Source organism: Chryseotalea sp. WA131a (assembly GCA_025370075.1).
Taxonomy (GTDB): domain Bacteria; phylum Bacteroidota; class Bacteroidia; order Cytophagales; family Cyclobacteriaceae; genus ELB16-189.
On sequence record CP073016.1, the window covers coordinates 1,598,732 to 1,613,784 of the forward strand.

At 42.2% G+C, this 15,053-nt stretch carries 14 protein-coding genes; 3 read left to right on the plus strand and 11 right to left on the minus strand.

Going from position 1 to position 15,053, the window contains the following annotated elements; genetic code table 11:
* Nucleotides 1-80: 80 nt before the first annotated feature.
* Nucleotides 81-263 (minus strand): hypothetical protein, encoded by a 183-nt coding sequence (locus tag KA713_07115; protein ID UXE68340.1) that lies wholly within the window; start codon nt 261-263, stop codon nt 81-83.
* A gap of 171 nt (nt 264-434) precedes the next feature.
* On the opposite strand from KA713_07115, the gene KA713_07120 reads away from it, so the two are divergent.
* Entirely contained in the window at nt 435-701 is a 267-nt protein-coding gene (locus KA713_07120) for an efflux RND transporter permease subunit (GenBank protein UXE68341.1), read from the plus strand.
* Here the strand turns inward: KA713_07120 and KA713_07125 are convergent.
* The 4 genes from KA713_07125 to KA713_07140 all read right to left on the minus strand — a co-directional run bounded on the left by KA713_07125 (nt 664) and on the right by KA713_07140 (nt 2,985).
* Nucleotides 664-1,128, minus strand: a complete 465-nt coding sequence (locus tag KA713_07125) for an energy transducer TonB (protein ID UXE68342.1) — start codon at nt 1,126-1,128, stop codon at nt 664-666. The two genes, KA713_07120 and KA713_07125, sit on opposite strands and share 38 nt — an antisense overlap.
* A gap of 24 nt (nt 1,129-1,152) precedes the next feature.
* On the minus strand, nt 1,153-1,590 hold the full coding sequence (locus KA713_07130; GenBank protein UXE68343.1) for a hypothetical protein: 438 nt from the start codon (nt 1,588-1,590) through the stop codon (nt 1,153-1,155).
* Nucleotides 1,587-2,756: a DUF4221 family protein gene (locus tag KA713_07135; GenBank protein ID UXE68344.1), complete on the minus strand. Its 1,170-nt coding sequence runs from the start codon at nt 2,754-2,756 to the stop codon at nt 1,587-1,589. Before KA713_07135 ends, KA713_07130 begins: the two co-directional genes overlap by 4 nt.
* A gap of 61 nt (nt 2,757-2,817) precedes the next feature.
* A complete protein-coding gene (locus tag KA713_07140) occupies nt 2,818-2,985 on the minus strand; it encodes a hypothetical protein (GenBank protein ID UXE68345.1) in 168 nt (55 codons plus the stop codon).
* 172 nt (nt 2,986-3,157) lie between these two features.
* Here KA713_07140 and KA713_07145 point away from each other — a divergent pair, with 172 nt between their 5' ends.
* Complete coding sequence (locus KA713_07145; protein ID UXE68346.1) at nt 3,158-6,166, plus strand: efflux RND transporter permease subunit; 3,009 nt, start codon at nt 3,158-3,160, stop codon at nt 6,164-6,166.
* Here KA713_07145 and KA713_07150 read toward each other — a convergent pair.
* The 5 genes from KA713_07150 to KA713_07170 all read right to left on the minus strand — a co-directional run bounded on the left by KA713_07150 (nt 6,161) and on the right by KA713_07170 (nt 12,518).
* Nucleotides 6,161-7,210, minus strand: a complete 1,050-nt coding sequence (locus tag KA713_07150) for an efflux RND transporter periplasmic adaptor subunit (protein UXE68347.1) — start codon at nt 7,208-7,210, stop codon at nt 6,161-6,163. The two genes, KA713_07145 and KA713_07150, sit on opposite strands and share 6 nt — an antisense overlap.
* A gap of 58 nt (nt 7,211-7,268) precedes the next feature.
* Entirely contained in the window at nt 7,269-8,714 is a 1,446-nt protein-coding gene (locus KA713_07155; GenBank protein UXE68348.1) for a TolC family protein, read from the minus strand.
* Complete coding sequence (locus KA713_07160) at nt 8,707-10,071, minus strand: ABC transporter permease (GenBank protein ID UXE69064.1); 1,365 nt, start codon at nt 10,069-10,071, stop codon at nt 8,707-8,709. Before KA713_07160 ends, KA713_07155 begins: the two co-directional genes overlap by 8 nt.
* Nucleotides 10,072-10,145: 74 nt before the next feature.
* On the minus strand, nt 10,146-11,480 hold the full coding sequence (locus KA713_07165) for an HlyD family efflux transporter periplasmic adaptor subunit (protein ID UXE68349.1): 1,335 nt from the start codon (nt 11,478-11,480) through the stop codon (nt 10,146-10,148).
* 117 nt (nt 11,481-11,597) lie between these two features.
* Entirely contained in the window at nt 11,598-12,518 is a 921-nt protein-coding gene (locus KA713_07170; protein ID UXE68350.1) for a lysophospholipid acyltransferase family protein, read from the minus strand.
* Between the two features lie 77 nt (nt 12,519-12,595).
* Between KA713_07170 and KA713_07175 the strand changes: the two genes are divergently transcribed.
* Nucleotides 12,596-13,105 (plus strand): histidine phosphatase family protein, encoded by a 510-nt coding sequence (locus KA713_07175; protein UXE68351.1) that lies wholly within the window; start codon nt 12,596-12,598, stop codon nt 13,103-13,105.
* Nucleotides 13,106-13,114: 9 nt separating this feature from the next.
* On the opposite strand, the gene KA713_07180 is transcribed toward KA713_07175, so the two are convergent.
* Nucleotides 13,115-14,995, minus strand: a complete 1,881-nt coding sequence (locus KA713_07180) for a hypothetical protein (protein UXE68352.1) — start codon at nt 14,993-14,995, stop codon at nt 13,115-13,117.
* Between the last annotated feature and the right edge of the window lie 58 nt (nt 14,996-15,053).

Here is a 15,053-nt window from a genome sequence, read left to right on the forward strand (position 1 = left end):
CTTTTAGGTGACACGACCAATTAGTTTGAAAAAATAATAGTTAACTCGCTTATTTGAGTTAACTATTATGCCACCATCAATCATTGGAGGGCAATACCGCCACCAGCTTCTCTTAGGCATGGGTACCATGCATGACACCAGCAACCACCGCCATTATCCAGACAGCCATTTGGGCAGTCTGCCTTGGCGTTGATAGGTGAGACAAAGGAAACAAGACCTAGAATGAATACACTTACAACTAGCAGCATTTTAACTTTTTTCATAAAATTTCTGGTTTTAGTTACTGCCCACACGGGCATTGAGATAAAACTAAACCTATTTTTTTTTTTTTGCAAAATTTTTACCGATAAATATTTTCGGGTTTCGGTGAAAGGCACTTTTCACAGCCAAATTGAAGATTAATATGATCTCCATTTTATCAATACCTTCGCGCCATGCTCCGCTACCTGCTACAACGCCCCATTGCCGTAAGTATGACGCTACTGGTGTCCCTTGCACTCAGTGTGCTACTTTATCTAAACCTGCCCGTATCACTACTACCCGCCTTAGATGTGCCTGAGATAACCGTGGCCGTGCGCTATCCCAACGGCAGCCCCGAAGAGATTGAGCAAAATCTATTGAAACCTAGATTTCGTGGACTTTTAATAAATGTAAAAAAAGTAACTAAAACGAATACACTATCGGCAATTTATATTCAATAGCAACATACTTACCATCCTTTATTGCAGGATACCAGCCGCTCATCAATTTCACTACTCGAAGAGCCTCTTTATCGAGTTCTTGATTTACACCTTTAATTAATTTAGTGTCAACTATACTACCTGCAGTATCTACCTTAAAGCTTATTATCACCCTTCCCTGTATACCCTTTTTCTTAGCAAGTTCCGGGTAATTTATATTTGTCGAAATAAATTCCTGAATCCCTTTTGAGCCATTTGGATACCTTGCAAAATGATCTGGCAGCAAAGTCAACCCACTCGCTCCAAAAATTACCTCTTCACAATTTTTGCAAGCTAGCAAAGCTTTATCAGGTCTCTTGTCGCCTTTTGCACATCCAGAAAAAAGAAGGATACCAGTATAGAAAAGGAAAAACTTCACATATTTTTTTGTTTCATTCGACAAAATCATACTAGCTACTATTTTGTTAGCTTTTTATAATTCACTAAGTGCCTTATCAATAATAGATCCCCCCAATTCAAGGCTTGTACTTTTTCCATCATTCAAATGATATAATACTGGATAAAATCTAACTATGCCAAATTTCCTGGCTCTAGCCGTACTATCAAGTACTATTTTCTCGTCTTCTCGATCGTATAAATGCAGCAATCTTGCTTTCTTTGTTCCATTGTCTGTGATAATGAAAGCTATTCTCTTATTTCCTATATTCTCATCCAAAAAATTCAATGTTTTATCAACGCATCCATTGCAACCATCCAATGGTAAAACGATAATTGCATTCGTACCCTTCTCTGAAATTTTTAATTCTTTCATCAAAAAGTAGATGTCCTTATCTTGATCCTTACTTTGATGTTGGCAGAAGACAAATGAAAAAGTTAATACGCCTAATAAAAGTATGATGTTGTACCTCATTTTTTTTCTATCTGTTTTGCCTTAAAACAAGTGAATGCAGCAATGTCTTCTTTTAATTCTGAATTTTCAGGATTCCCTTCAGAAATAAACAAGCCGTCTTTTGTAACAAAATAAATGTAATCAAGAAAAACATTGTTCCGTAGCATCGTCTCGCCAATAACTTTCAAATCTTTATCTAATAAAATTACAGAAATAGGCTTTTCATGAAATCCATTGATTTCCCCTCTTTCATTTTTAAACGGGATGGCGTGCCTTACAAAACGATAGTATAGATTTTGAAATTTATCATATATCACTCCACCATAGTATGGGGTTTCCAGGGCATACTCTAGATCATGACTATTGTCAGGTTTACTCATGGGCAAGATTCGTGAATTGATAAACCTACTACCCGCGAACCGTCTCCATCTTTTACCAGATTTTGGCTCAAAAATGTCCAAGCTATCTGAAATGGCAAAAGAATAGATGAATCTTTGGTAATCCTTGTTAAATGTGGTTGAATAGCTTACTGAAGCAACCCCCCATACCCCCTTCCTGAATTCATCAGGATAGGTATTGAAGTAAAAGTATTTTCCGCTTGACAAATCGAGTGATACATTCGTTGAGCCTTGAAAGTAGGACGGCTTGTAAACATCTCTATCGGGTGCGACATTAAAATAGATCAAATCATTGAACTTAACAGGAACGGAAATAGTGTACGGTCTTAGCATACCAGTATTTTCATTGTAAGTCGTGCCAGTAAGTAAGCGGTAAGAATTTAATAATTTGCCACTACTGTTAACTAATGACACACTATATTGAGATGACGAAACTACATATACTGAATCGATTGAAATCGTCAACAGTCCTGTCGGTTCCCCAACTCCATCTGGCCCATCTATTGCCAAATTAATTTCTTTGAATAGTTTTTGACTTGCCATGTCGAAAAATTGAATCGAGGGCTTATTTTGCGATAGAAAAACTAGAAGGTCTCTGTGGGAGGAATCTTGGTATACATTGGCAAAAAAAGTGCGATATGAAGTTTGGGCATCTAGAGGAAATTTCATCTTGTGATGCTCAATTAACTCGTATTTATCATAAATGCCCAATTCCTTTTTAGCCTTATTGCAAGCAAATAAAAAACACGTGAGCAATAACAAAAAAAGAGACCTCCTTATTTTTAGCATATTGAACGGTTAAAAAAAACCTTCTGATGATAATCATCAAAAGGTTTTAATTTACACTTCGTTACTGAAATCTTGATTTAACAATAACATCATCTAGACAATCACCACCGCACCCTACGCAATTCCAAGTGTAGTCTAGAACTCTCAAGGCGGAAGCCTCAGTAACTGCTGCAAACGTAGCGAAAACAGCAATTGACGAAGCAACAATAATAAAGCGAATTTTTTTCATAAAATTTTTGGTTTTAGTTACTGCCCACACGGGCATTGAGATAAAACTAAACCTATTTTTTTTTTTTTTGCAAAATTTTTACCGATAAATATTTTCGGGTTTCGGTGAAAGGCACTTTTCACAGCCAAATTGAAGATTAATATGATCTCCATTTTATCAATACCTTCGCGCCATGCTCCGCTACCTGCTACAACGCCCCATTGCCGTAAGTATGACGCTACTGGTGTCCCTTGCACTCAGTGTGCTACTTTATCTAAACCTGCCCGTATCACTACTACCAGCTTTAGATGTGCCTGAGATAACGGTGGCGGTGCGATATCCCAACGGCAGTCCCGAGGAGATTGAACAAAATCTATTGAAGCCTATCCGCGAAGGTATGCTTACGCTAGGTGGATTGAAAGCAACTGAAAGCTTGGCGCAAAATGAAACTGGCAAAGTTTCGCTGCGGTTTGAGTATGGCACCGTGATGAACTTGGCCTACATAGAAGCCAACGAAAAGATAGACCGCCTCATTCCTCTGTTGCCGCGCAATGTAGAACGCCCCACGGTGATCAAGTCTAGCACAGCAGACATACCCATGGCACGCATACAGGTGGTGCCCAAGTTAAAGATTGATTTGTTGGCCGCATCAGAACTGGTGACCAAGGTGCTGAAGCGAAGGCTGGAGCAATTGGAAGGGGTGGGTGTAGTGGATGTAAACGGTACACAAGAGCGCGTGATCCGCATTGCACCCAATGAAGAAGTGATGCAAAGCCTCGGCCTTACAGACAGAGATGTTATTCAAATCATACAAAACTCAAACCTGGCGCTCGGTTCGCTTTCGGTGAAAGATGGCAACTACCGCTACTTTCTCAAACTGGCCTCACCTATGCGCAGTCCAAAAGAAATCGAAGAGCTTCCCGTAAAACTTCCTGGCAACTCAGGAGCGGTGCAGCTAAAACAAGTAGCGCGCGTGTACTTAGAGCCGGCCAGGCAAATGGGCTTTCATATTTTTCAATCGCAAGAAGGGATCGTTATTACCGTACACAAGCAAGCACAGGCGCGCCTGCCAGAGCTGATGCCCAAATTATACGCAGCCGTGGAGCAGTTCCGGATAGAGTACCCCCAGGTTGCTTTTGATGTCACACAAGACCAATCGCTGCTGCTTACACTCAGCATCCAAAATTTGTCGCAGTCATTAATATGGGGCGGGCTGATTGCTTTTGGCGTGTTATTTCTTTTTATGCGTGGCTGGCGCGAGCCGTTGATCATGGGCATTGTGCTGCCGCTTTCTCTTTTGCTTGCGTTCTCCATTTTTGCACTATTCCATATCTCGCTCAATGTGATTTCGCTCAGCGGCCTGGCGCTGGGGCTTGGCATGTTGGTGGACAACTCTATTGTAGTGATCGACTCCATCATGCTGAAGCGAAGAGAGGGCAACCTTTTACTCGATAGCTGCGTGGCGGGCACGCAAGAAGTGATTGCTCCGTTGATCAGCTCTGCCCTCACCAACTTGGTGGTGCTCACTCCGCTTATTTTTTTGAGTGGCATCACGGGCGCTTTGTTCTACGACCAGGCCGTTTCGGTTGCGGCCATCCTTTCGGTTTCACTGCTTTGCACTTTCTTGGTAGTGCCACTGCTCTATCTGTTGTTTTTTAAGAACAAACCTTTTGATTCGCGCGAGGACAGTTCGTTTTTTTTGGCTATGAAATCCGCTTATAAAAAATCTTTTGAATGGGTATGGTCGCACAAAAAAGTGAGCTTGGCTTTGATGTCTCTCTTAATTCCTACTGCCATTGTTTTGACCATCACGTTGCCCAAAGAAGGCTTGCCACAAATTGAACGGAAAGAAACGGTGATCTCCGTTGACTGGAATGAACCCATTGGGGCTGAGGAGTGCCGCGACCGTGTGGATGAACTTATTTCCAAAAATAAAGCACTCTTTAAAATAGCCGAAGCCGAAGTGGGCTACCAACAGTTTTTGTTGAGCCGCGAAAGTTATTCGGCACAGCATGCTGAAATTTATCTCGCCTACACTAACCGGCAGGAAAAAGCAAAAGGCGATGAGGCCTTGAAAAAATATTTTCAATTCAGGTATCCCTTGGCCTCAGCTCAATTGCGCAATGCACCCAATGCCTTCGAGCAACTCTTTACCTCTGATCAGCCTTTGCTGGAAGCTCGCTTCCGCGATTTAAAATCGAAACGGGCTCTTTCGATCTTGCGGGCAGATAGTTTATTGAACAGCACTTTGAAAAGCGTGAATGGAAAAGCGAGAAAGGGTTTTGAAAAAGAGACCATGGCTTTTCTGCATATTGATTTCACAAAACTGCAACAGTATGGCATTGCCTACGAAACAGTCATCGAAAAGTTAAAACTATCATTTGGTGAATACCTGATCACAGACTTTAAGGATTTTGGCGAAGTACTACCAGTAGTCTTTCAGCCTTTTGATGGTGATTTTAATGAAGCTCTTCAAAACCTTCGAGTGCCATCCTCGCAGGGGATCCAATATCCCATTCAGGAATTAATGGAGGTGGAGTTTAGAGAGAGCTACCAATACATCACGGCCGATGCCTCTGGCATTTTTCAATCTGTGGGGATAGAGGAGGTGCAAAATTTATCTCAAATTAATGACGGGTTACAGGCTGTTTCAAAAGCACAGGATGTGATCGTAGAATTCACAGGACGGTGGTTTGAAAATGAAAAGAACTTCAAACAGCTTGCCACCATACTGCTTATTTCAGTATTACTAATGTATGTTATATTAACGGCCGAGTTTGAATCTTTAAAGCAACCTTTTCTAGTGATGATCACTCTCCCACTCGGTTTAGCCGGAAGTTTACTATTGTTGTGGGTTACCGGAGGCACGCTGAATATCATGTCGGGCATTGGCTTGATTGTAGTATTGGGTGTGCTGGACAACGATGCGATTTTAAAGATAGATCGAATAAATCGGCTGAGAGAAAGGCTGCCCTTAGAACAAGCTATTCGACAAGCCGGGCTTGACCGCCTCAAGCCTATTGTGATGAATACCTGCACCAATGTGTTGGCCATCACGCCCATTGTTTTTTCTTCTGGCTTGGGTGCAGACCTTCAGCGGCCGGTAGCGATTACTACCATCGGTGGCTTAGTCGTGGGTACCTTTACGGCTTTGTATTTTGTGCCGTTGGTATATTGGTATTTTGTCGGAAAGAATTCATAGCACTTTCACGGGGGCATCATGAGCCAACTGCAAATTGTTAGTGATGATTACTGCTTGATTTTCTTTTAATCCTTCTATTATTTCAATCTCTTTTCCATTCTCTCTGCCCACGGTTACATAATTCCATTTAGCCAATCCTCTCTCTGCCGTAAAAACAACATGCTTGCCAGAACGGATCACCACTGCTTCCTTGGGCACAATAATGTTTTTATTGTAGGGTATTATAAAAGTTATTTGCACGCTCATGCCCGGCAATAGATCCTTATTCTTCTGTAGCTTCGTCACTACTTTAACTAAGTTTGATTTCTCATCCACGCGTGGGTTGACCTCGCTGACTATGCCCTTTAGTATGTCGCCCGTCTCTGAAAGCGTTATAATTTCTGCCCCACTACTAGCAGTTAGTTTTAAAGCGTCTGCCTCTAAAACGTGCGAAACTACCACTAAACTATTGGAGTCATGTAAGCGGCATAACACTTGACCCACTGTAACAGTGCCGCCTTGCTTTACATCCAAGTCAGAAACAATACCAGAAACCGTTGCTTTGATAAATGTATTCTCAAATTCCATTTTTGCTTCCCTGTAACCAATCTCAGCCGTTGCCAGTCCGCTGGTAACCCTGATGTTTTCAATTGCCTTCTTAAATTTAACAGTATCAGCATTGTTTGGGTATCCAATGATCAGATCGTTGTAAGCAACTTGCTTTTCTCGTAGTTGAATGTTTGCCCTATCAAATGCCAACTTCTGCTTTTCGTTATTAAGTTCAGCAAGTATTGCACCCTTTGTCACAAAATTTCCATTATTGGTATTGATGGCAGCAATCAGCCCTGCTGCCTTACTTTGGATTTGAACATCCACCAAAGACTGCACTTTGCCAGATGCGCGAACTAAATATTCAAAACGGGAACTCTTGGCCAACACAGTGGTCACTTCAGTTGCTGGGATTTCTACTCGCAGTGTCTGAGGATCCTCTTCCTTGATTGTCTTGCTGGCACAAGACCAACCGATCAGTAAAATCAATAATTTAATTGTGCGCGAACCATTCATACCTTTTGATCTTGCTGAAAAGATACTACTTTAATTCAAAATTCGCTCCTTAGTGCATTCACTTGTCAGGCGTGTACAGCAGCGTTCCGGTGGCAAAATCAAAAAGCGTTAGCCTTCTAAGATTAAAATAAGAAGACCAGTAGGTGCGTAAAGCTTCCAAATAACTTCGCTTAGCATTGTCTTTTTCGGTTAGTGCAATATTTAAATTTGTGATATCGATCTTGCCAATCAAATAACGATTCTGTGCCACATTGTATCTCTCGCGCGCTACTTGGTCTGACTTCTTCGTTATTTCAATCTGAAGGCGAAGTAGCTCAAATTGACGCACCTGAGTAATGATCTCCTGTTCGGCATTCACCTCATCTTGTGCAATTGTATAGTCATTCAGTTTTTTGTTTGCATAAGCTGTTTGCATGGTTGCTTTATTTCTTCCCCAGTTGAGTACAGGAATATTGAAGCCCACATTGAATTGTTGTTGTTGCTGCGGGTTGTTGTACAAATCGCCTACAACTAGCCCAACATTATTAAGGCCATAAGAAGCAACCAACGTTGTTGCGAGACGACTGCCTTTGGCTCTTGCCACTTCGCTCTCTGCTTCCAGTCGTCTTCGCTCAAATGAAACATAAGCCGCTCGATTGAGCTTTGCATATCTAAGAGCCTCGTCCAAATTAGGTTCGAGTAAGGGAACTGTCTCTGGAAGTACGAGTTCAAATTCCTCGTCATTCTTGAGACCCAAATAAATGCGCAGGAGCAGGCTAGCATTTTGCTTGTTGATTCGAGCTGCGGCTACGTCTTGCTTGGACTTGAGCAGCTGCAATTCCACCTGCAACAATTTATCTTGTGAGGTAGTGCCGATGTTATAGCGACCTTGCTCAATTTTAAAAATGGTGTCGTTGTTGGCTAAATTAAATCGTGCAATTTGTTCATCAATCTGGGCGGCAATCACCCGAAAAAAAAGATCCGAGGCGTTTTGAGAAATAAACTCTAACTGCTCGACAAATTCTCTCTTTGACTCCTCATACTTCAACGGCAAAGTCAGCCGATCCCATTTAAAACTATTGTAAGCATAAATGGGCTGGTCCAATCTAATATTAAAAACATTTCCACTCCACAGTTTAGAGTCCCTCGCGATGTCGGTAAAGTAATTGAAATTTGTATTTGCGGAAATAGTACCACCGGTCCACCGAAGCGGCTGCTGTAAACCCACGTTCACTAACGAATTCGTTTGGTTAATAGGTTGAAACAATCTTGAACCATCTTGTTGAACAACCTGCACATAACTCAAGCTATAAGAAGGTGCATTCCCACTAATTGCTAACTGGGGGTTATAGCGTGCCCTAAAAGTACGGTACTCCCAATACCTCGTCTCCTTTGCTGTTTCTGTTCGTTTAGAAGAAGGAGACTGAGCGCGCGCGCGCGCTATCACATCTTCGATTGTAAGTTTGTTTTGGGCGTGAACCGTCAGGGAGCCTACCAACAAAAAAAGAAAAATAATTTTATTCATAACGTAACGATGCAATTGGGTCTTGCTGGGCGGCTTTGCGTGCAGGCGCGATTCCGAAAATCAGGCCCACGGTGGCAGCTACACCAAAGGATAAAACAATAGAAGTAAAACTGATAATCGTAGGAATATTGGCGAAGGATGAAACCAAGTAGGCAAATACAACACCCAACACAACACCAATAATCCCTCCGCTCACACTGATCATCACGGCTTCAAATAAAAATTGCTGCACCACATCGCTCTTACGTGCGCCAATGGCGAGGCGCAAACCAATTTCTTTGATACGCTCCAGCACCGATGCGAGCATAATATTCATGATACCAATACCTCCCACCAACAAGGATATACCCGCAATGGCGCCAAGCACATAATTAAAAATATCGTTGGTTCGCTGTTGTTGCTTCAGAAGTAGTTCGGGGATTTCAATTTCATAATCAACCACATCGTAATGACGTCTCTTTAACATTCGAGAAATAACTTCTGCCGTTGCTTGCAGTTTCTGCGTTTGGTCTACCTGCAAAACCAATCGATCCAATTGATGGTAATTTTTCTTTTCTTGTTCATTTTCTGTGCTTGCGTTTTGTGCATTTCCGTTCGAATTCCCTTGGCTTCTCATCGCGGCTAATCGGATGCCTTCTGTGGTAACCAAATCGCGATTGCGGTAGCGAACCAAAACGGTTTGAAGCGGAGCATAGACATCCATGTTAAAATCTCGAATGCCTAACTTATTGATGCTCGCTTGCGAAACAGTACGCTCTTTTAAAACTCCTATTATCGTTAACCAATGCGTACCAACTTTCATTGTTTTACCGACTGGATTTTCTTTTGGAAAAAATCGACTCTTCAATGCCGAACCGATAATGCAAACGGGCGAACCTGTCCTTCGGTGTTCCTCACTAAATAGAGCACCATCCGATAACTGAAAATCATAAATAGTAAAGTAGGCAGGATCTACCCCTACTAACTTGGCAGATCGCCTAAAACCATTGCGAATAACATAGGTGTCTAATATAATTTCAGGACTTACCTGAGTGAGTGTAGGTATTGTCTCGTGAATACTTTGCACATCACGCACGGTCAACCCGGGTGAAAATTTCTTCTTTTCCTTCTTGCCTACTTTTTCATTCACCTTTTCATCTTTTTGCTCAATGATCGGCTTGATCACAATATTATTTACACCTACTAGCTTAATTTGATTAAGAATTTCTTGTTGTGCTCCGTTACCAATCGCAAGCATCGCAATCACGGCTGCCACTCCAAAAATAATTCCGAGTGCTGTTAATAGTGACCTAATTCGATTGGCAATTACTGCATCAATGGCAATTAATAAATTTGCCAGCAAGCGAGGGGTTACAATGCTTTTAAGTTTCACAAATCAGTTTTAATGAAAGTTTGGGTCAATTTCGATACTGCTTCAAATTGAGGATGATTCTAATTGACTTTGCTAACAACCTTTACAGGCTCTGTTGTGGGAACATCCTTTTCCTCTTTTTTTCTTCGCTTCCCGTTTAATTCTGGCAATAAACTAATTTTATCATTTTCCATTCCAGTAGGCACCGACAAATACACTTTTTCATCGGCTTGAAGGCCTGCTGTTATCACTGCTTCATTTGAATTGGTCTCTCCAACAATTACCTCTTGCTTACTAATATTCGCTCCATCTTTTCTAAAAACATACGTAATCGAATCGTATTGCACATGCAAAGATTCCAATGGAATAAACATTACATCGTTCAATACTTGTGCAATGATTTTATTACTAGTAGTCATGGATGGGCGCAGCGCTGGGTCAGTTCCATCAATCTCTATCAACACTTCAAAAACCTTTGCGTCAGAGTTAGGTTTCTGCTCGCCTACGTTGGCTACTTTGGTCACCACTCCTTTCAATCTTTTATCAGGGTCAGAGTCTAATCCAATCGTTACCTTCTGGCTTGGCTTGACTTTTCTCACATCCACTTCATTCACAAAAGTTTTCGATTGCATTTTTGTAAGATCGGGGAGCGTAGCCACGGTTGGCTCCCACATGCCTATGCGCGACCCTTCCTTAATCGGCTTACCATCCCAACCCTTCGAATAAATGACCATTCCATCTTCGGGTGCGAGTACATTAAATGACTCCAAGATTTTATTCATCCCATCAAAGTCTGCTTGCACTTTGCGCAACTCAGCACCCACCTCGCGCATTTTCTCCACGTTCTGGTTTTTCTTGATTTTATAATTTTCTAAAGCCTGTTGATAGGCCCGATTGGCTTTCTCCAGATTAATCTCTGCCTGCTTAATAGTGGCGGGTGGCTCAAATTTCGACTGCTGTAAAATTATCTCCTTCTCTTCTGCACCGTATTTTAGATTAATCAACTCATCACGTGATTGCCGCATGAGCAAAGTTGTATCGAGTTGGGTTTGAACAAATTTGGATTGGGCTTTCTCGTGGTCAATTTTCTTTTGGTTGTACTTTGTCTGAAATTCAGAGCGGTCTAGTGTTGCCACCCAATCTCCCTTTTTTACAATTGTCCCCTCATCCACAATTTTTTGTAGCGTAACTTCCCAAATTTGAAATTGAATAACCCCGGTTGGCCCGATGATCTTTACTGAGTTTTTTGCCTCCAATTCACCGGTGGTTTCTACTTCCACCCGAAATTCACCTTTCTTCACAGTGGCAAGAATATCAGCCGTTTCTCCAGCTTTTGCCCCTCTAAAGATGAAAAATGCGATCACTAGCGCTAGGGCAACTCCAACGGCAATGAATAGTGTTCGGTTTAGCTTCATGGGTTTGATGGGTATGACGTTGATACTTGAAAAACAGGCAAAAGGTTACAATTAAAACCTTAACCATATGTTAAATGTATTTATTGTGCTTAAGATGAAAGATTTGAAGGTAAAGTTTTACCTCATCTCCTCGCCTGCCTTTGTTTTCCAGCGCTCATGCATCCACACCCATTGCGATGGGTGCGCGCGAACAATCTTCTCTGTAAAATCAGTGAATAACTGTGTATTGGTGATTAAATCGGTTTCTTCGTCTCCTGTGGTTACTAAAGGTATCTCAGGCAAGATGTGCATTTGCTGCTGGAAATTTTCATCAAGATAAATATAAGTTGGAACAACAGCTGCCCCTGTTCGCATTGCTAAAATGGTTGCGCCAATGGGCGTGGATGCCGGCATTCCAAAAAAGTTGACAAACCGACTTTTCACTTTTGTGTCTTGGTCAATCAAGATGGCAATGGACCCGCCCGACTTCAGCACCTTAAATAACCGAATACTTTCCTTACCGCGCTCAATAGCGATTGCCCCAAATGCATTCCGGTAATCCCACAACAAATCGTTTAACCGTTCATCTTTTAATGCGGTGCCAACGATGTTAGGCTTTAACCCCCTCAAGGCCATGTTAGTGATTTGCAAATCGAATGCGCCCAAATGAGAAGTAAGAAACATAACGCCCTTGCCTTTGGCATAAGCTTTCTCGTAATTTTCAATACCGTGGGTGGTGAGAAATTTTTCTAAATCAGCTAGAGATTTCACTTTTAATGAACGCAGTATGTCGCCTGCATTTCTTCCGAGCATGACAAACATTTCTTTGCTCAAGGCTACCACTTCGTACATTGACTTCTCTCTGGCAAACGCCATGCCCATGTGGAGGATGGCTCGCTCTCGTGGTTGCGGAGAAAAGGTATAGGCGATGCGTCCGAGAAATCCACAAAATCGAATCCACCACTTGCGGGGAACGATGTTAGAGGAAAAAATCAAAAAGCGAATAAAGTAATACAGCGAGGTATATTTTATTTCCTTTCTAAGGGGCCGTTTCTCCATGCAGGGCAAAGATAGTATTTCAATGATTAAGAGTTCACGCTTTTAAGAATCAGGTTTTACTAAATTTGTTTATCAGTATGAAAAACCTCTATCTAATTCGGCACGCCAAAAGCAGTTGGGATGACCCCAACCTGGATGATTTTGATAGACCCTTGAATGAGCGAGGTGAAAAAGACGCACCCCGAATGGGGAGACGATTAAAAGAAAAAAAGATTACGCCAGATATTGTCGTGTCGAGCCCTGCTATGAGGGCACTTGAAACTTGCAAAATAATTTGTGACGTTCTGGGTTTTGATAAGAAGAAAATCATCGAACACCAATCGCTCTATCACGCCAGCGAAGAAGAAATTCTAAAGGCAGTTCGTAGTTTAAAAGATAGAAGGGGCGATAACGAAGAAAATGTGTTGTTATTTGGCCACAACCCAGGCCTTACTGATTTTGCAAATCGCTTACTGAACGAACACATTGTAAACATTCCTACGGCCGGAATAGTTGCCGCCCAATTGAAAATAGATAAATGGAGCAAAACGGATTGGGGCTGTGGCAAACTTTTGTTTTTTGATTTTCCGAAGAATAAAAGAGAATGACGTTGCACTTTAGAAATAGTGCCTCCAATTAAAAATTATTCGGGTAGTAATATGCCACACTGGTCTAAGTTCCATTGGCGGTTGGCCGAGTGGCGCGATCACGTTAACCTTATAGGGCAAATCAACCCCGAATGAAAACTGTAGTTTTAAGATAGAGCTTTGATCTTGCGAGAAGGAGCGAAGGGGACGATACTCCAACACAGGAAAATCAAGTTTGGTTGAACGATAAGTTAAGATAGTAAGATTGCCAGCAGCATCTGGCACAAAAAGTGCGTCTGCGGTGGAGTTTAATCCATACAATGACACTCCAACTTCTCTGCCTAATACAAACTGAAACCTGCCAATTGGGGTGCGAATGCCGGATTGCCATGGAATGCCACCTCCATTCGCTGCCGCAACTACCATTCGTTGCAATGTTTTTGGTGACGTGATAGCGAGAATTGGGCCTGCCACCAACAAATCACCAGGCAACAACCAAAAGGGAAGACGCAACCGAACGTTATGGGCAGAGCGACCGGGAATGACTGATGTAATTGATGTAGCCGGATAATTCTGATCTAGGTTAAGGAATTGATGTGTTGAAGGGGCATCTTGTCGCCAACCCAATTGAAGAAAAATCAATCCATCACCTGATTGATTTAACACCCCATCTAATCCGTAACCAACCATTACGTTGGCCTCTAATCCTCCAATTCCTCCGCCTTGGTCTTGTGACTTCCCAAAGCCACTTAAAACAGAAGATATATTAAGCGAAGTAGAGGCACCCATAAATAAACCAAGTTCTGCGCGAAACCGGGGCAGTGCGCCTTCTCCGGTAGCCAAACCTGGAATGGGTGTTTTCAATACTACTTGTTTGATTAGCTCTCGCGAAAAATCTCTGGAAGGCAAAAAATTGTTTTTGCAAACTTCTAATGTGTCTGGCTCGCTAGTTGGGCCGACAACCATTGGTTCAAGGTCAATCAGCAATATTCCGCTTGCCGCATTAATCAGTTGTATTAAACTCAATTGCACTGCAGCAGCAGCAATCTCTGCATCTTCCGAACGGAGGTAGGCGTCTCCTTTCGCTACCATTTTTTTTCCTTCCCAAGTCTGAATTTCAACGCCATGCTCGTTATAGTGATCATGGGTTCCTTTACGCTGCGAAGCATTACCCCAAGTACCCACAATATGACCAGCAGCAAAAGCATCTTCCAAAAAATGAAGTGCAAAGGCTTCGTCTGCAAGGCTGGCTAAAGCAAGTGCAGACTTTTGATCAGTCGATAAGTTTTCCGTTGCATACCGCTGGGCTTTCCCCAAAGCCGACTGATGAAACCACGCGTACGCTGCCACCGCATTCAAGGGCGCACCTTTCATCAAACATTCACTCAAGTACTTTTCAAGTTCAAGCTCAACTTGGTGCCGTGCCAACAAAAAGTGCACATTGTTTGACCCCGCTCTTGTGGCGTAGTCTATATCTGCACGTTGTAATCTGATGTCAGAATCGCGTATTGCATTCGAATACCAGCTTTCATTTTTTGATTTTTTTAAATTAACATCGAGGCGAGCTGCGATATCAGCCACTTTCAAAATCCACTTTGCATGAATAACCGATTGGAGCATATCTTTTGGTGAGCAACTGTGGTCACCCGCAATTGCCGGCCACGAAGCAAAATCAAGTTGAGTAGGTGCAAGCGATTGAGTTGTATCAATCACCGAAAGCGTGAGGCGACCTTCGTATCCTCTTCTTGCTTCCGCCCATAATAGATCAAAAAGCGCTCGTTGCTCAGCATTTAGCTTTTGAATTGCCCTTAAAGCAATTTCTCGGTGCTCCGGATACACCCAAGCCAACGCGTCATTAGAAACACTGATCAAGAAGAACAGAACCAGCATTAGTACAGTTACCTTTTTCATCTTTAGCTCTTTTACAAACAACCCAGTACAAATGTTCAGCTTTCAAACTAGTTAATTA